Source organism: Geodermatophilus obscurus DSM 43160 (genome assembly GCF_000025345.1).
In the GTDB taxonomy this organism is placed as follows: Bacteria; Actinomycetota; Actinomycetes; order Mycobacteriales; family Geodermatophilaceae; genus Geodermatophilus; species Geodermatophilus obscurus.
In genome coordinates this window covers 4,360,597-4,377,158 of the sequence record NC_013757.1, presented here as the reverse complement: position 1 = coordinate 4,377,158, position 16,562 = coordinate 4,360,597, and the positions used below count along the sequence as shown (strand labels likewise).

The 16,562-nt window shown below is 74.5% G+C and carries 14 protein-coding genes and 1 tRNA gene; 8 read left to right on the top strand and 7 right to left on the bottom strand.

Going from position 1 to position 16,562, the window contains the following annotated elements; genetic code table 11:
• Window positions 1–91: 91 nt before the first annotated feature.
• From GOBS_RS20345 to GOBS_RS20330, 4 genes are all read right to left on the bottom strand, one after another.
• Window positions 92–637 carry a GNAT family N-acetyltransferase gene (locus tag GOBS_RS20345; protein ID WP_012950150.1) on the bottom strand — a complete coding sequence of 182 codons (546 nt, stop codon included), beginning with the start codon at window positions 635–637 and terminating at the stop codon, window positions 92–94.
• Entirely contained in the window at window positions 634–1,752 is a 1,119-nt protein-coding gene (locus GOBS_RS20340) for an alpha/beta fold hydrolase (protein ID WP_012950149.1), read from the bottom strand. The genes GOBS_RS20345 and GOBS_RS20340 overlap by 4 nt, the downstream gene beginning before the upstream one ends.
• Window positions 1,673–2,059 carry a hypothetical protein gene (locus GOBS_RS20335; protein ID WP_041241602.1) on the bottom strand — a complete coding sequence of 129 codons (387 nt, stop codon included), beginning with the start codon at window positions 2,057–2,059 and terminating at the stop codon, window positions 1,673–1,675. Before GOBS_RS20335 ends, GOBS_RS20340 begins: the two co-directional genes overlap by 80 nt.
• A gap of 68 nt (window positions 2,060–2,127) precedes the next feature.
• Window positions 2,128–3,627, bottom strand: a complete 1,500-nt coding sequence (locus GOBS_RS20330) for a long-chain-fatty-acid--CoA ligase (RefSeq protein ID WP_012950148.1) — start codon at window positions 3,625–3,627, stop codon at window positions 2,128–2,130.
• Window positions 3,628–3,767: 140 nt separating this feature from the next.
• On the opposite strand from GOBS_RS20330, the gene GOBS_RS20325 reads away from it, so the two are divergent.
• Together GOBS_RS20325 and GOBS_RS20320 are read left to right on the top strand one after the other, a co-directional pair.
• Window positions 3,768–4,538 carry an SDR family NAD(P)-dependent oxidoreductase gene (locus GOBS_RS20325; RefSeq protein WP_012950147.1) on the top strand — a complete coding sequence of 257 codons (771 nt, stop codon included), beginning with the start codon at window positions 3,768–3,770 and terminating at the stop codon, window positions 4,536–4,538.
• Window positions 4,539–4,648: 110 nt separating this feature from the next.
• Window positions 4,649–5,512 carry an NmrA family NAD(P)-binding protein gene (locus tag GOBS_RS20320; RefSeq protein WP_012950146.1) on the top strand — a complete coding sequence of 288 codons (864 nt, stop codon included), beginning with the start codon at window positions 4,649–4,651 and terminating at the stop codon, window positions 5,510–5,512.
• 101 nt (window positions 5,513–5,613) lie between these two features.
• On the opposite strand, the gene GOBS_RS20315 is transcribed toward GOBS_RS20320, so the two are convergent.
• From GOBS_RS20315 to GOBS_RS20305, 3 genes are all read right to left on the bottom strand, one after another.
• Window positions 5,614–5,685: transfer RNA gene (locus GOBS_RS20315), tRNA-Arg, on the bottom strand.
• Between the two features lie 59 nt (window positions 5,686–5,744).
• Entirely contained in the window at window positions 5,745–6,398 is a 654-nt protein-coding gene (locus GOBS_RS20310; RefSeq protein ID WP_012950145.1) for a DUF305 domain-containing protein, read from the bottom strand.
• The gene (locus GOBS_RS20305) at window positions 6,395–7,078 is read right to left on the bottom strand and encodes a DUF3105 domain-containing protein (RefSeq protein ID WP_243697553.1); all 684 of its coding nucleotides are present in this window, start codon (window positions 7,076–7,078) and stop codon (window positions 6,395–6,397) included. The genes GOBS_RS20310 and GOBS_RS20305 overlap by 4 nt, the downstream gene beginning before the upstream one ends.
• Window positions 7,079–7,386: 308 nt before the next feature.
• On the opposite strand from GOBS_RS20305, the gene argS reads away from it, so the two are divergent.
• From argS to rho, 6 genes are all read left to right on the top strand, one after another.
• The gene (gene argS, locus GOBS_RS20300; protein ID WP_012950143.1) at window positions 7,387–9,048 is read left to right on the top strand and encodes an arginine--tRNA ligase; all 1,662 of its coding nucleotides are present in this window, start codon (window positions 7,387–7,389) and stop codon (window positions 9,046–9,048) included.
• Entirely contained in the window at window positions 9,045–10,535 is a 1,491-nt protein-coding gene (lysA, locus tag GOBS_RS20295) for a diaminopimelate decarboxylase (RefSeq protein WP_012950142.1), read from the top strand. Before argS ends, lysA begins: the two co-directional genes overlap by 4 nt.
• Window positions 10,532–11,824: a homoserine dehydrogenase gene (locus GOBS_RS20290; protein WP_012950141.1), complete on the top strand. Its 1,293-nt coding sequence runs from the start codon at window positions 10,532–10,534 to the stop codon at window positions 11,822–11,824. The genes lysA and GOBS_RS20290 overlap by 4 nt, the downstream gene beginning before the upstream one ends.
• Window positions 11,821–12,906, top strand: coding sequence for a threonine synthase (thrC, locus tag GOBS_RS20285; protein ID WP_012950140.1), 1,086 nt, complete (start codon window positions 11,821–11,823; stop codon window positions 12,904–12,906). The genes GOBS_RS20290 and thrC overlap by 4 nt, the downstream gene beginning before the upstream one ends.
• A gap of 137 nt (window positions 12,907–13,043) precedes the next feature.
• Window positions 13,044–13,943 (top strand): homoserine kinase, encoded by a 900-nt coding sequence (gene thrB / locus GOBS_RS20280; protein WP_243697552.1) that lies wholly within the window; start codon window positions 13,044–13,046, stop codon window positions 13,941–13,943.
• 245 nt (window positions 13,944–14,188) lie between these two features.
• On the top strand, window positions 14,189–16,432 hold the full coding sequence (gene rho / locus GOBS_RS20275) for a transcription termination factor Rho (RefSeq protein ID WP_012950138.1): 2,244 nt from the start codon (window positions 14,189–14,191) through the stop codon (window positions 16,430–16,432).
• The last annotated feature ends 130 nt before the right edge of the window (window positions 16,433–16,562 follow it).

Below are 16,562 nucleotides of genomic sequence, written 5' to 3'. Positions count from 1 at the left end.
GGCGGGCCCGCGTACGCCGAGCGTGGCGGCCGCAGGTGTCCGGCCGGTGACCGTCAGGGGTCCGCGGCGGGACGGTCGGCGGACGACCGCGTCAGGAGGGATCCCCGAGCGCCTCGGTCAGCCCGACCGCGCGCATGCCGGCCCAGGTGTCGCCGACGTGGTGGGCCAGCACCATGAGGTCGCGCAGCTGCCCGTCCCGGCCGCGGATGTGGTCGACCAGCAGCGCCTCGCCGGTGAACCCGAGCCCGGTGAACAGGGCCAGCGCCGCACCCTGGTCGGCGACGACCTCGACGACGAGCTTGGTCAGCCCGGCCTCGAGGGCGTGCACCGTGGCGTGCCTGGCCAGCTCCCCGCCCAGCCCGGAGCCGCGGCCGGCGGGCGCGACCACCAGCCGCACCTCGCCCACGTGGTCGGACCAGCCGGGCAGCCGGAGGACGGCGACGTACCCGAGCACCCGGTCGCCGTCGTCCACCGCGACCCAGCGGTCGACCCCGGGCGAGCCGGCGGCCCAGCCGCGCACGACGTCGGGGTCGGTGACGTCCTCGCGGATGAAGGTCCGGTCGCCCTCGGGCAGCTCGGCGAAGAAGCGCACCAGGGCGTCGCAGTGCGCGTCGGTCAGCGGGACGACGGTGGTCACCGGGCACCCTGCCCGGCCTGCAGCGGCTCGCTGCGCCGCCGGAGGAAGTCGATGATCGTCGGCACGGTCGTCCGGGCCGCCGTCCGGCCGACCACCAGGCCCATGTGCCCGGCCGGGAGCCGCAGCTCGTGCTTGTCCGGGGAGCCGACCAGGTCGATCAGCGGCGCGGTCGCGTCGGGCGGGACGATGTGGTCCCGGTCGGCACGCACGGTCAGGAACGGCACCCGGACGTCGGACAGGTGCACGCGGTCACCGCCCACCGTGAGCCGGTCGGTGACCATCCCGTTGTCGCGCACCAGCATCCGCACCGTCTGATCCGCGGCGGCCCCGGGGAAGGGCACGTGGTCGTCCGCCCAGCCGGTCATGGCCTGGTAGCCGGCCACGTACTCGTCGTTCCAGAGCCGTTCCCAGAGCGTCACGTAGCGGGTCACCTCGGAGGTCGGGGTCAGCGCGCGGAAGCCCTGGACGACGACCCGCGGGGGCACGTTCCCGTCGGCGTCGAGGACGGCGGACACCTCCAGGCCGCCCACCCGGAACAGGTCGGCCAGCGGGCCCATGTGCCGGAAGTCCACCGGGGTGGCCAGCACGGTGAGGCTGCGGACCGGCGCGTCGGGGTGGTGCGCGGCGTAGAGCAGCGCGAGGTCCCCGCCGAAGCAGTAGCCGAACAGGGTGACCTCGTCGGCCCCGGAGATCTCCAGGACCCGCTGCACGCCGGCGGGGATGTAGTCGTCGACGTAGTCCTCGAGGGTGTTGGCCGCGTCCCGCTCGTCCGGCTCACCCCAGTCGAGCAGGTAGACGTCGAAGCCGGCTGCCAGCAGCTGCTCGACGAAGCTGTTGCCCGGCGCCAGGTCGAGGATGTAGCTGCGGCTGACCATGCTGAACACGATGAGCAGCGGCGGCGAGTACCGGACCCCGCCGGAGGTCTCCGGGTCGTTGCGGTAGTGCCACAGCTGCGTCCGTCCCCGCTGCCAGACGACGTCCTTGGGGGTCTGCCCGACGTTCGGCCGGGCGACCCCGCTGACCAGCCGGAGCCCGTTACGGGCGCGCAGGGCGTTGCGTTCGACGTCGCGCCGGACGCGGTCGAGGACCGTCTGCGGGCTGGGCACTGTCGACATCGGTCTCCTCGGGAGTGCGGCGGCGTTCCGCCTCGAGCTGCAGGGTCAGCCGGCGGACCTCGCGGTCCAGCGCGCCGACCTGGGCGCGCAGCCGGCTCACGTCGGTCCCGGCCGGCAGGTCGATCAGGTGCCAGAAGCGGGTCGTCGCTCCACGCGCGGAGTCGCGGGCCAGGGTCACCGCCCGGCGGGTCAGGGCCGCACCGACCGCGAAGGTCTCGGTGCGGACGAACTCCTCGGCGCGCGGGGTGACGCGTCGCTCGACGGCGTCGAAGGCCTGCCGCCACAGCGGCGGGCTGGGGTCTGCCACGGTTCCTCTCCCTGGGTCGGGCCGGACGGGGTCAGGTGGACGCGCTCACGCCGGCGCCCCCGGCTGCCTCACCCCGACACCTCGGCGGGGACCTCGACGGCGCGGCGGAGGATCTTGCCGGTGGGGCCCTTCGGCAGGGACTCGACCAGCCAGACGTGCCGCGGGTACTTGTAGGCGGCGACCCGCTCCTTGACCCAGGCCTGCAGCTCGCCGGCGTCGGCCTGCGTGCCCGGCTTGAGCGCGACCGCGGCGGCGACCTCCTCGCCGAGGTCGGGGTGGGGGATGCCGACGCACGCCGCCTCGGCGACCGCGGGGTGCTCGTAGAGCGCCTCCTCGATCTCCCGCGGGTACACGTTGTAGCCGCCGCGGATGATCATCTCCTTCTTGCGGTCGACGATGGCGAAGTAGCCGTCCTCGTCCTGCCGGGCCAGGTCACCGGTGCGGAACCAGCCGTCCGGGATGGCCTTGGCCGTCTCCTCCGGCTTGCCCCAGTAGCCCTTCATCACGTTCTCGCCGCGGATGGCGATCTCCCCGACGTCGCCGGGCCGGACGTCACGGCCCTCGTCGTCCACCAGCCGCATCTCCACACCGCGGATGGGCGTCCCGATCGTCCCCGGCTTGCGCTCGGCGTGCGGGTGGTTGAACGAGGCGACCGGAGAGGTCTCCGACAACCCGTAGCCCTCCAGGACGATGCAGCCGAAGGCCTCCTCGAAGCCGCGCATGACCTCGACCGGCATGGCCGAGCCACCGGAGACGCACAGGCGCAGGCTGGAGACGTCGTACCGGTCCCGGTCGGGGGAGTGCAGCATCGCCGAGAACATCGTCGGGACGCCCTCGAAGACGGTCACCCGGTCCCGCTCGATGATCGACAACGCCTTCGCACCGTCGAAGCGGGGGAGCAGGGTCAGGCAGGCCCCGGCCAGGACGCCGGCGTTGAGCGCGCAGGTCAGACCGAAGACGTGGAACAGCGGCAGGCAGCCCATGATCACGTCATCCGGCGTGCCCTCCAGCAGGGTCTCCTGCGTGGTGCGGGCGTTGCCGCTCAGGTTGGCGTGGGTCAGCTCGGCGCCCTTCGGCGGGCCGGTGGTCCCCGAGGTGTAGAGGATGACCGCGGCGTCCTCGTCCTCCCGCGGCTCGAGCTCCCCGCTGCCGGTCCCGCCCAGCGTCGCGCCGGCGTCGACCGGGCCGACGGTCACCGCGTCGACGCCCACGGCGGCCGCGGCCTCGGTGGCCGCGTCGGCGATCGAGTCCAGCACGATGACGAGCCGGGCGCCGGAGTCGCGCAGGTAGTACTCGACCTCGCGCGCCTTGAGCAGCGGGTTCATCGGGACGACGGCGGCACCGGCCGTCAGCGCGCCGCAGAAGACGACCGGGAAGCTCAGCACGTTCGGCAGGACCATCGCCACCCGGTCGCCGGGCTGCACGCCCCGCGCCCGCAGCCCCGCGGCCACGGCGGCCGCGGCGTCGCGGAACCCGTCGTAGGTCAGGACGGCGTCGTCCATGCGGAGCGCCGGCCGGTCGCCGTGCTGCGCCGCGGTGTCGAGCAGGTGTTGTGCCAGGTTGGCCACGTCGTCTCCCACCGGTTCGAAACGGGTCCGGCCCCTACCCGCATGCTGTGTGGTCTATCCCACACGGCGGCAGGGTGCGGGGTGGCGGGCCGGCGTCCGGGGGGACAGGCTCGGGCCCACCGACGACGACGGGAGTGCACGTGACGGACAGGACGGTCCTCGACATGTTCCGGCTGGACGGCCGGGTGGCGATCGTGACGGGGGCGTCCTCCGGCCTCGGCGCGGTGTTCGCCCGCGCGCTGGCCGAGGCCGGCGCCGACGTCGCGCTGGGCGCCCGCCGCGAGGACCGGCTGGGCGGCACCCGCGCGGCCGTGGAGGCCACCGGACGGCGGGCGATCTCCGTGCGCACCGACGTCTCCCGGCCCGAGGACTGCCAGGGCCTGGTGGACGCCACCGTGGCCGAGTTCGGGAGGGTCGACGTCCTGGTGAACAACGCGGGCGTCGGCACGGCCGTGCCGGCCACCCGGGAGACCCCGGAGCAGTTCCGCTCGGTGATCGACGTGAACCTCAACGGCTGCTACTGGATGGCGCAGGCCTGCGCGCGGGTCATGCAGCCGGGCAGCTCGATCGTCAACATCTCGAGCATCCTCGGGCTGACCACGGCCGGGCTGCCCCAGGCGGCCTACGCGGCGAGCAAGGCCGGCCTGATCGGGCTCACCCGCGACCTGGCGCAGCAGTGGACCGGTCGCAAGGGCATCCGGGTCAACTCCCTGGCCCCGGGCTTCTTCGAGTCGGAGATGACCGACCAGTACCCCGAGGGCTACATCGAGGGCCAGATGACCCGGGTGCTGGCCGGCCGCAAGGGCGACCCCGTGGAGCTGGCCGCCGCGCTGGTCTTCCTGGTCAGCGACGCCGGCGGGTACGTCACCGGGACGACGCTGCCGGTCGAGGGCGGGCTGCTCACCAGCTGACCGCGCGCCGGGGGTGCCCACCCCCATGGCGGGAATGACTCCCCGTCGAAGGGGTTGTGCGGGGGCGGACCGCGGTCCGCCCCCGCACCCAGCCCTGGAGGAGCAGCAGCATGTCGATCGTCGTCACCGGAGCCACCGGACAGTTGGGCCGGCTGGCCGTCGAGGCCCTGCTGGAGCGCGGTGTCCCGGCCGCCGAGGTCGTCGCCGCCGGGCGCCGCACGGAGGTGCTCGCCGACCTCGCCGCCCGCGGCGTCGTCGTCCGCCACGCCGACTACGACGACGTGACGTCCCTGAAGGCGGCGTTCGACGGCGCTGAGCGGCTGCTGCTGGTCTCCGGCAGCGAGGTCGGCCAGCGCGTCCGCCAGCACGGCAACGCGGTCGCGGCGGCGCAGGCCGCCGGCGTCGGGTTCGTCGCCTACACGAGCATCGTGCGCGCCGACACCTCCACGTTGCTGCTGGCGGAGGAGCACCGGGTCACCGAGCAGCTGCTGGCCGCGGCCGGGGTGCCGCACGCGCTGCTGCGCAACAGCTGGTACGTCGAGAACTACACCGGTCAGCTGCCGGTGCACCTGGCGCACGGCATCGCCGGTGCCGCCGGGAACGGCGCGGTCAGCGCGGCGACGCGGGCCGACTACGCGGCGGCGGCCGCCGCCGTCGTGGCCACGGACGGGCACGCGGGCGCGGTGTACGAGCTGGGCGGCGCGCCCTTCACGATGACCGAGCTGGCCGAGGTGGTCTCCGCGGCCACCGGACGCACGGTGACCTACACCGACCTGCCGGTCGAGCAGTACCAGCAGGTCCTCGTGGCCGCGGGCCTGCCGGCACCGGTCGCGGCCGTGTTCGCCGACGGCGACCGCGGGGTCGCGGCCGGCGAGCTGCTCGTCGAGGGCAACGACCTGGTCCGGCTGCTCGGCCGGGAGCCGACGTCGCTGGCCGAGGCGGTGGCCGTCGCCGTCGCCGGGCTGCGCGCATGACGCCGGCCCCGGCGGGTGCGCCCCGCCGGGGAGCGGCGGCCTGACCGGCCCCGGACGCACGAGAGGCCCCGCCGTGGACGGTGGGGCCTCTCGGTGCTGGGTGCCCCCGGCAGGATTCGAACCTGCGCACCCGCCTCCGGAGGGCGGTGCTCTATCCCCTGAGCTACGGGGGCTCTGCGGTGGGGCGTCGTAGAACCTACCAGCCCCGCCGCGGCGTCCCGGGGGTGGTGCGTCAGGGCGCGGGGAGCGGGGTGCCCCCGCGGGCGGTGAGCATCCGCTCCATCGTCGTCACCTCCGCCGCCTGGGTCTCGGCGATGGTGCCGGCCAGCCCGGCGACGGCGGGCACACCGGCGTGCTCGGCGGCGTACTGCGCCATCTCGAAGCCACCCTGGTGGTGCCGGATCATCAGCCGCAGGAACTCGACGTCGAACCCGGTGCCCGACAGGGCGCGCAGCTGGGCCAGCTCCTCCTCGGTGGCCATCCCCGGCATCAGCCCGCCGTCCGCCGCGCCCGTGTCGTGCTCGCCGTGCCCCTCGGCGGCGGCCATCCAGGCCATCGTGTCCCCGCCGGTCGGCGGCAGGTCCCACAGCGCCAGCCAGCCCTGCATCCGCCCCACCTGGTTCTGCTGGGTCTCGGCGATGTCGAACGCCAGCTGGCGGACCTCCGGGTCGGTGCTCCGCTCCGGCGCCAGGTTGGCCATCTCCACGCCCTGCAGGTGGTGCCGGGACATGTCGCGGGCGAACCCGGCCTCCACGGAGTCTGCCGTCGGCGCCGGCTCGCCCCGGCCCAGGCCGAGGGCCACCGCGGCGCCCCCGCCGATCAAGACCAGCCCGACGGCGATGACCGCCAGCAGGGCCGCCCGCAGCGGGCTGCGCGCGGGGGTCACGGAGCGCCGGTCTCGGCCCCGGCCGTCGGCGTGGTCGGGGCGTCGGTCGTCATCGAGGTGGCGCCGCGGCTGCCCTCGCCCACGACCAGCGGGTCGCTGGTGAACTGCGGGTTCTCGCAGCTGGCGCCCGGCTCGGGGTAGAACTCCTGGTTGTAGGTCAGGAAGTCGGCGAACTGCTCGATCCGCGGGTCGTCGGCCGAGTCGACCTTCAGCTGGTGGTTCCAGGACTGCAGGCTGATCGGGGAGTCCTGGCCGGGGTTGGGGGAGACCATCCGGCCGGACTCGTCGGCGAACGCGGTGAGCGTGTCCAGCGCGTCCCCGCTGACGACCGCGGGGTCGTAGGTGATCCAGACGGCGCCGTGCTCAAGGCTGTGCACGGCGTTCTCCTGCCGGATCTGCACGTCGTAGACGGTGCCGGTGCAGTCGGCCCACTCGCCGTCGTGCGGCCCGCCGACCGGCGGGGACTGCTCGTAGGTGACCGGGGTGGTCACGTGCTCCTGGCCGGGGGCGTAGTCGAAGGTCTGGACGCCGCCGATCTCGTCGACGGCGTCGACCCGGTTCTCCTCGGCCTCGTTGACCTGCAGGACGGCGTAGGTGAGGACGGCGGCGGCGAACACCACGACGGCGACGGCGGCCGCGATCAGCCCCCACGGCCGCTGCGGGGTGACGACGTTCGTCACCGGCGGGCGCGTGCGCCCGCCCTTCCCGCCTCCCGCGCCCGACCGGCTCGCTCCGCCGCTCGCGCGACCGGTCTCGGGCTTGCGGTCCTTGGCCAAGGCCTCTCCTCTGGTGCTCGGTGTCCGTGCCGGTCTCCCCGGCCCCGTGCGTGCGCCGGGCCGGGCGGGCCGCGCTGCGGCTCCCGCGCGGCCGTTCCGGCGGCCGAGTCTAGGTGCGCGGGGTGAACGCCTCGTGGGAGCGCGGGGGAGGGTCGGGGCGAGGGTGAGGAAGCCCGCACGGGACGCGGACGCCCGGTCAGTACGCTCGTGCGGTGACACCCGAGCAGCTGCAGGCCGTCGTACGCACCGCCGTGGGCGCGGTCGTCGGGCGAGGCGCGCTGCCCGTCGAGGTGCCCGCCGAGGTCGTGGTCGAGCGCCCGAAGAACCCCGAGCACGGCGACTACGCCACCAACGTGGCGCTCCGCCTGGCCAAGCCGGCCGGGCGGCCGCCGCGGGAGGTGGCCGAGCTGCTCGCCGGGGAGCTGCGGGCGCACCCGGGCATCGCTTCCGTCGACGTCGCGGGCCCCGGCTTCCTCAACATCACCCTGGCGCAGGGCGCGCTCGGCAGGATCGCCGTCGACGCGGTCACCGCCGGCCCTGCCTACGGGCACACCGGCACCCTCGCCGGGCAGCGGCTCAACCTGGAGTTCGTCTCCGCCAACCCGACCGGCCCGGTGCACATCGGCGGCACGCGCTGGGCTGCCGTGGGTGACGCCCTCGGCCGGCTGCTGGAGGCCAGCGGCGCGTCGGTGACGCGGGAGTACTACTTCAACGACGCGGGGGCGCAGATCGACCGGTTCGCCCGCAGCCTGATGGCCGCCGCAGTCGGCCGGCCGGTCCCCGAGGACGGCTACGCCGGCGACTACATCGGCGAGATCGCCGCGCAGGTCGTCGCCGCCGAGCCCGGCGTGCTCGAGCTGCCCGACGAGCAGCAGCAGGAGCGGTTCCGCGAGCGCGGCGTCGAGCTGATGTTCGCCGAGATCAAGCGGACGCTCGCCGCGTTCGGCGTCGAGTTCGACGTCTACTTCAGCGAGCGCACGCTGCACGAGACCGGCGCCCTGGAGAAGGCGATCGCCCGGCTGCGGGAGAACGGCCACGTCTACGAGGCCGACGGCGCCACCTGGCTGCGCACCACCGACTTCGGTGACGACAAGGACCGGCCCCTGGTCAAGAGCGACGGCGACCCGACCTACTTCGCCGCCGACTGCGCCTACTACCTGGACAAGCGCTCCCGGGGCTTCGACAAGGTCGTGATCATGCTCGGCGCCGACCACGCCGGGTACGTCGGCCGGTACCGGGCGCTGGTCGCCGCGGTCGGCGACGACCCCGACGCCAACCTGGAGATCCTGCTCGGCCAGCTGGTCAACCTGGTCCGCGACGGCGAGCCGGTGCGGATGAGCAAGCGGGCCGGCACCGTCGTCCTGCTCGAGGACCTCGTGGAGGCCGTCGGCGCGGACGCCGCCCGCTACGCGCTGGCACGGGCCTCGGTCGACCAGCAGATCGACCTGGACCTCGACCTGTGGAGCCGGCAGACCAACGACAACCCGGTCTTCTACGTCCAGTACGCGCACGCGCGGATCTCCTCGGTGCTGCGCAACGCCGCCGACCTGGGCATCGCCCTCGGCGAGCCGGGGGACGTCGACGCCGCGCAGCTGACCCACGAGCGGGAGAACGCGCTGCTGCGGGCGCTCGGGGAGTTCCCGCGGGTGCTCACCTCGGCCGCGGAGCTGCGCGCTCCGCACCGGGTGGCTCGCTACCTGGAGGAGCTGGCCGGCACGTACCACCGCTTCTACGACTCCTGCCGGGTGCTGCCCCGCGGGGACGAGGAGACGACCCCGCTGACCGTCGCCCGGCTGTGGCTGTGCGCGGCGACCGCCGTGGTGCTGCGCAACGGCCTCGGCGTGCTCGGCGTGAGCGCCCCGGAGCGGATGTGAGAGCGCACCCGGCCGGGCCGCTGCACGGGGGGATGACCCCGCCGCCGTCCGTCGGCCTGCCACCGGCCGACCTCGGCGCGCTGGACCCGCAGGTCTGGCCGCGCTCGGCCCGGCGGGTCGACGGCGAGCTGCACCTGGGCGGCCGGCCGGTCACCGAGCTGGCGCGCACCCACGGCACGCCGCTGTTCGTCCTCGACGAGGGCGACTTCCGGAGCCGCGCGGCCGACTTCGCCGCCGCCTTCACCGACGCGGACGTGCACTACGCCTCCAAGGCGTTCCTCTGCGGTCAGATCGCCCGCTGGATCGCCGACGACGGCCTGCACCTCGACGCCTGCTCGGGCAACGAGCTGGCCCTCGCCCTGGCCGCCGGCTTCCCGGCCGGGCGGATCGCCCTGCACGGCAACAACAAGTCGCTCGTCGAGCTGCAGCTGGCCGTCGACGCCGGCATCGGCCACGTCGTCCTCGACTCCTTCGACGAGGTCGACCGGCTGGTGCCGCTGGCCGCCGCCCGGGTCGCCGCCGGCGGCGCGCCGGTGCCGGTGCTGATCCGGACGACGGTCGGCATCGAGGCGCACACCCACGAGTTCATCGCCACCGCCCACGAGGACCAGAAGTTCGGGTTCTCGCTGGCCACCGGCGACGCGCTGACCGCCGCGGTCCGGGTGATCCGCGAGCCGGCGCTGCGGCTGACCGGCCTGCACAGCCACATCGGCTCGCAGATCTTCGACACCGCCGGGTTCGAGGCGGCCGCGCACCGGGTGGTGGGTCTGCTCGGCCAGGTGCGGCAGGCCACCGGCGAGGTGCTGGGGGAGCTCAACCTCGGCGGCGGCTTCGGCATCGCCTACCTGCCCGGCGACGACCCGGTCAGCCCCGGCGACGTCGCCCGGCGGCTGCGCAGCGCCGTCGCCGCCGAGTGCGACGCGCTCGGGCTGCCGGTGCCCCGGCTGGCCGTCGAGCCCGGGCGCGCCATTGCCGGCCCCGGCACGGTGACGCTCTACGAGATCGGCACGATCAAGCCGGTCCGGCTCGGCAGCGGCGGGCAGGGCGCCCCGCAGGTGCGCAACTACGTGTCCGTCGACGGCGGGATGAGTGACAACATCCGCACCGCGCTCTACGACGCCTCCTACACCTGCGTGCTGGCCAACCGGGAGTCCGACGCCCCGCCGGCGTTGTGCCGGGTGGTCGGCAAGCACTGCGAGAGCGGGGACATCCTGGTACGCGACCTGTGGCTGCCCGCCGACGTCCAGCCCGGCGACCTGCTCGCGGTCGCCGCGACCGGCGCCTACTGCTGGTCGATGGCGAGCAACTACAACTATCTGCTCAAGCCGCCGGTGGTCGCCGTGCGGGACGGCGCCGCCACGGAGATCGTCCGGCGTCAGACACTGTCGGACGTGTTCGCCCTCGACGCCGTCCTCGCCGACGTGCCCGCGCCCGCGGTCGCGCCGTCCCAGCCCGCGCCCGAGCACCCCGCCGGGGTGACCTCGTGACGGCGCCGCTGCGGGTCGCCCTGCTGGGCTGCGGCACCGTCGGCAGCGCGGTGCTGCGGCTGCTGGAGGAGCAGGCGCCGGACCTCGCCGCCCGCATCGGCCGTCCCGTCGAGGTCGCCGGAGTCGCGGTCCGCCGTCCCGACCGGCACCCCGACGTCCCCCCGCACCTGCTCACCACCGACGCGCACTGGCTGGTGACGCGGCCCGACGTGGACCTCGTCGTGGAGGTCATCGGCGGCATCGAGCCGGTGCGCTCGCTGCTGCTGGCCGCCTTCGGGGCGGGCAAGTCGGTGGTCAGCGCCAACAAGGCGCTGCTGGCCGACGACGGCGTCGAGCTGCACGCGGCCGCGGCCGAGGCCGGCGTCGACCTGTACTACGAGGCCTCCGTGGCCGGCGCCATCCCGCTGCTGCGCCCGCTGCGGGAGTCGCTGGCCGGGGACCAGCTGCGCCGGGTGGTCGGCATCGTCAACGGCACGACCAACTACATCCTGTCCCGCATGGCCGAGACCGGGCACGGCTTCACCGAGGCGCTGGCCGAGGCCACCGACCTCGGCTACGCCGAGGCCGACCCGACCGCCGACGTCGACGGCTTCGACGCCGCCGCCAAGGCCGCCATCCTCGCCTCGCTCGCCTTCCACACCCCGGTGTCGGCCGCCGACGTGTACCGCGAGGGCATCTCCGCGGTCACCTCGACCGACGTCGCCCGCGCCGCCGAGATCGGCTGCACGGTGAAGCTGCTGGCGATCTGCGAGCGGGTGCCGGGCGAGGGTGGGGACTCCGTCGCCGTCCGCGTGCACCCGGCGATGATCCCGACGACGCACCCGCTGGCCTCGGTCGGCGGGGCGTTCAACGCGGTGTTCGTCGAGGCCGAGGCCGCCGGGCAGCTGATGTTCTACGGCCAGGGCGCCGGCGGGGACGCGACCGCCAGCGCGGTCCTGGGCGACCTGGTCGCCGTCGCGCGCAACCGGGTCGCCGGGGTCGCCGGGCCCGGCGTCACCGCCTACGCGGGCCTGCCCGCGCGGCCGATCGCCGAGACCCCGACCCGGTACCACATCAGCCTCGACGTGGCCGACAAGCCGGGCGTGCTCGCGACGGTGGCGCAGGAGTTCGCCCGCCACGGGGTCAGCATCGCCACCGTGCGCCAGGACGGGCACGGGGACGCCGCGACGCTGGTCATCGTGACGCACAGCGCTCCGGACGCGGCGCTCTCGGCGACGGTGACCGCGCTCCGGGGCATGCCCGCCGTGCGCGGCGTCACCAGCATCCTGCGTGTGGAGGGACTGTCATGACGACGCAGCTGCCCGTCCGGGGCACCGTCTCACCGCTGTGGCCGGGGCTCATCGAGGCCTATCGCTCGCGGCTGCCGGTCAGCGACAGCACACCGGTGGTCACCCTCCAGGAGGGGGCGACCCCGTTGGTGCCGGCGCAGGAGCTGTCCCGCCGCACCGGCTGCGACGTCTACCTCAAGGTCGAGGGCGCCAACCCGACCGGGTCGTTCAAGGACCGCGGGATGACCATGGCCATCACCAAGGCCAGGGAGGAGGGCGCCCAGGCGGTCATCTGCGCGTCCACCGGCAACACCAGCGCCAGCGCCGCCGCCTACGCCGCCCGCGCCGGGATGGTCTGCGCCGTCCTCGTCCCGCAGGGCAAGATCGCGCTGGGCAAGCTGGCGCAGGCGCTGGTGCACGGCGCCAAGCTGCTGCAGGTCGACGGCAACTTCGACGACTGCCTCGCGCTGGCCAGCAAGCTGGCGATCGACTACCCGGTCAGCCTGGTCAACAGCGTCAACCAGTTCCGGATCGAGGGGCAGAAGACCGCCTCGTTCGAGATCGTCGACGTGCTCGGCGACGCCCCGGACGTCCACTGCCTGCCGGTCGGCAACGCCGGCAACATCACCGCGTACTGGCAGGGCTACCGCGAGTACGCCGCCGACGGCACCGCCACGAGGACACCGCGCATGTGGGGCTTCCAGGCCGCCGGCGCCGCCCCGATCGTCACCGGGCAGGTCGTCGAGCAGCCGCAGACCATCGCCACCGCCATCCGCATCGGCAACCCGGCGTCCTGGACCAAGGCGCTGGCCGCCCGGGACGAGTCCGGCGGCCGGATCGACGCCGTCACCGACCGGGCCATCCTCGCGGCCTACCGGCTGCTGGCCCGCACCGAGGCGGTCTTCGTCGAGCCGGCGTCCGCTGCGTCGGTCGCCGGTCTGCTGCAGGTCGCCGAGGCCGGTGGGCTCGAGCCGGGACAGCGGGTCGTCTGCACCGTCACCGGCAACGGGCTCAAGGACCCGGAGTGGGCGATCTCCGGCGCGCCGGCCCCGGTGACCGTGCCGGTCGACGCCGCAGCCGCCGCCGCGCAGCTCGGCCTGTGACCGAGGGAACGGGACCTCCGGCCGCGTCCGGGGTCGGCCCCCTGCAGGGTCCCGCCGCGAGCTCGCGAGCAGTGGGGGGCAGTGGGTCCTTCCCCGAGCGGAGGGCAGGACGGGGTCCTTCCACGGCGCGCGTCCGCGTGCCCGCGACCAGCGCCAACCTCGGTCCGGCGTTCGACAGCGCCGGGCTGGCGCTGACCTGCCACGACGTCGTCGAGTTCGCCGTCCGGCACAGCGGGCTCGAGGTCGCGCTGACCGGCGAGGGGGCGCACACGCTGCCCACCGACGAGTCGCACCTCGTCGTCCGGGCGTTCCGCGCCGGGTGCGACGCGCTCGGCTGGACGCCGCCGGGGCTGGCCGTCGTCGCGCGCAACGGCATCCCGCAGGGGCGCGGGATGGGCTCGTCGGCCGCCGCGGTGGTCGCCGGTCTGGTCGGCGCGTGGGCGCTGTGCCCCGAGGTCCAGGGCGTCGACCGGGACGCCGTGCTGCGGCTCGCCACCGAGCTGGAGGGGCACCCGGACAACGTCGCCCCGTGCCTGCTCGGCGGCGCGACGCTGTCCTGGATGACCGATGGCGGTGCCCGCGCCGAGCAGCTCGAGGTCTCGCCCGACCTGGTGCCGGTGGTGCTCGTCCCCGACGGGACGCTGTCCACGCACGTCGCCCGCGGCCTGCTGCCCGACGCGGTCCCGCACGCCGACGCCTCCTTCAACGCCGGGCGGGCCGCGCTGCTCGTGCACGCGCTGACCGCCGCGCCCGGCCTGCTGTTCGAGGCGACCGAGGACCGGCTGCACCAGCAGCAGCGCGCGGCGGCCATGCCGGACTCCGCGCAGCTGCTCGACCGGCTGCGCACGGCCGGTCACGCCGCCGTCGTCTCCGGTGCGGGACCGAGCCTGCTCGTCCTCACCCGGCGCTCCGCCGGCCGAGACGGGCTGCACGAGGTGAGGGATCTCACTCCTCCGGGTTGGTTCCTGCGGGTTCTGGACGTCGATCCCTGCGGTGCAGACGTGCAGGTCGGGACCCCTGGGGTATCGTCTCGATAACGAGGAACACACCGGTTCCGATCGGTGTTGTCGCGTCTGTGGGCCAGCACTAGGCTCACGGCGTAGCCGCCCAGTCGGGCGAGCCTCGCGCGGGGCGTTGCAGACGATTTGATGTCCGTCGCCGCACAACCGCTCCGCACCCACTGGATCCCGCTTCTCCTGCTGTCTGCTCAAAGATCAGGCGGGAGGGGCCGGACCACCCCCTGCGCTGGTAGGCGCAGGTCTCCGCAGGGAAGGACCTGTACGTGAGCGAGACCACCGACCTCGTCACCGCGCCGCAGGGCGCAGGCAACGACGAGGCACCTGCCGCCTCTGGGACGACGGGCCGCACCCGTCGCCGCGGCAGCGGGCTCTCCGGCATGCTGCTGCCCGAGCTGCAGCGACTGGCCGCCGAGCTCGGCATCTCCGGCACCGGCCGGATGCGCAAGGGCGACCTGGTCGCCGCCATCTCCGCCCGCCAGGTGGGCGGGGAGAGCACTGGTGGCGCCTCTCCCAACGGCGCCCCCGCCGACATCCCGGCCGCTCGTGGCGCCGACACCGCCCGCGGGGTGGCCGCCACGGCCACACCGGTCGAGGCCCCGATCAGTGGTGGCGCCAACGGCGGCCCGCTGACCTCGTCGTCCGACGCGGGCACCGAGGCCGCACCGCGCCGCCGTCGTGCGGCCAGCCGGCCTGCCGGCGCCCCGGCTGCCGAGGGTGCCGGTCCCGCTGCCGAGGGCTCCGCTCCCGCTGCCGAGGGCTCCGCTGTCGCCGCCGAGGGCTCCGCCCCGGCGGTCGAGGCCGCGCCGAGCGCGCCCGAGCCGCGCGCCGAGGCCCCTGCCCCCGCCCCCGGTACGGCTCCTGAGCAGGCCGACGACGAGCGCACCGAGGGCGACCGTCCGCAGCGCAACCGCGACCGCGGGCGCAACCGCGGCGAGCGCGACGGCGGCAGCCGTGGCGACGCCCGCGAGCGTGAGGGCAACCGGGACGGCGGCGACCGCGCCGAGCGCGGCAATCGCGACGCCAGCCGCACCGACCGTGACGCCAACCGGACCGACCGTGACGCCAGCCGCACCGACCGTGACGCCAGCCGCGCCGACCGTGACGCCAACCGGACCGACCGTGACGGCAGCCGCACCGATCGCGACGGCAACCGCGGTCCCGACCGGGGCGAGCGCGGCGGCCGGCCCGACAACCGGACCGACAGCCGCAACGACCGCACCGAGCGCGGGAACGACAACCGCAACGACGAGGACGACGACGACTTCGAGGGCGGTCGCGGCCGCCGGGGTCGGCGCTACCGGGACCGCAACCGCCGCGGCACCAACAACCGCGAGCGGTTCGACCAGAACGAGCCGACCGTCAGCGAGGACGACGTCCTGCTGCCGGTCGCCGGCATCCTCGACGTGCTCGACAACTACGCGTTCGTCCGCACCTCGGGTTACCTGACCGGCCCGAACGACGTCTACGTCTCGCTGTCGCAGGTGCGCCGCTACGGCCTGCGCCGCGGTGACGCGATCACCGGCGCCGTCCGCCAGCCCCGCGAGGGCGAGCGCAAGGACAAGTACAACGCGCTGGTCCGGCTGGACACCGTCAACGGCCTGGAGCCCGAGCAGGCCCGGCAGCGCCCGGAGTTCACCAAGCTGACCCCGCTCTACCCGCAGGAGCGCCTGCGGCTGGAGACCGAGTCGCACCAGTTGACGACCCGGGTCATCGACCTGGTCATGCCGATCGGCAAGGGGCAGCGCGCGCTCATCGTGTCGCCCCCCAAGGCCGGCAAGACGATGGTGCTGCAGTCGATCGCCAACGCGATCACGACGAACAACCCCGAGTGCCACCTCATGGTCGTCCTCGTCGACGAGCGGCCCGAGGAGGTCACCGACATGCAGCGCTCGGTGAAGGGCGAGGTCATCGCCTCGACCTTCGACCGGCCGCCGTCGGACCACACCACGGTCGCCGAGCTGTCCATCGAGCGGGCCAAGCGCCTGGTCGAGATGGGCCACGACGTCGTCGTGCTGCTGGACTCGATCACCCGCCTGGGCCGCGCCTACAACCTGGCGGCCCCCGCCAGCGGGCGCATCCTCTCCGGTGGTGTCGACTCCACGGCGCTCTACCCGCCCAAGCGCTTCCTCGGCGCCGCCCGCAACATCGAGAACGGCGGCTCGCTGACCATCATCGCCTCGGCGCTGGTGGAGACCGGCTCCACGATGGACACGGTCATCTTCGAGGAGTTCAAGGGCACCGGTAACGCGGAGATCAAGCTGGACCGCCGCCTAGCGGACAAGCGGGTCTTCCCGGCCGTCGACGTCAACGCGTCGGGCACGCGCAAGGAGGAGATCCTCATGTCGCCCGACGAGCTGGCCATCGTCATCAAGCTGCGCCGGGTGCTCGCCGCGCTCGAGCCGCAGCAGGCGCTGGAGCTGCTGCTCGACAAGCTGCGCAAGACGCGCAACAACATCGAGTTCCTCATGCAGATCCAGAAGACGACGCTCGGCCCCGGCAACGACTGAAGGACCCCGCTGGCCCCCGCCGCTCGCACGCTCGCGGCGGGTGGCAGCGGGGCCGGTTCCAGCACGTCGCCAGGCGTCAGGGACACTGAGCGACGAGCCCCGCTGTGCAGCCGGAATGACCGGCCGGCCG

Coding starts and splice junctions, on each gene's coding strand:
- GOBS_RS20340 (WP_012950149.1), bottom strand. CDS start 1,752: ATGTCGACAGTGCCCAGCCCGCAGACGGTCCTCGACCGCGTCCGGCGC.
- GOBS_RS20320 (WP_012950146.1), top strand. CDS start 4,649: ATGTCGATCGTCGTCACCGGAGCCACCGGACAGTTGGGCCGGCTGGCC.
- thrC (WP_012950140.1), top strand. CDS start 11,821: ATGACGACGCAGCTGCCCGTCCGGGGCACCGTCTCACCGCTGTGGCCG.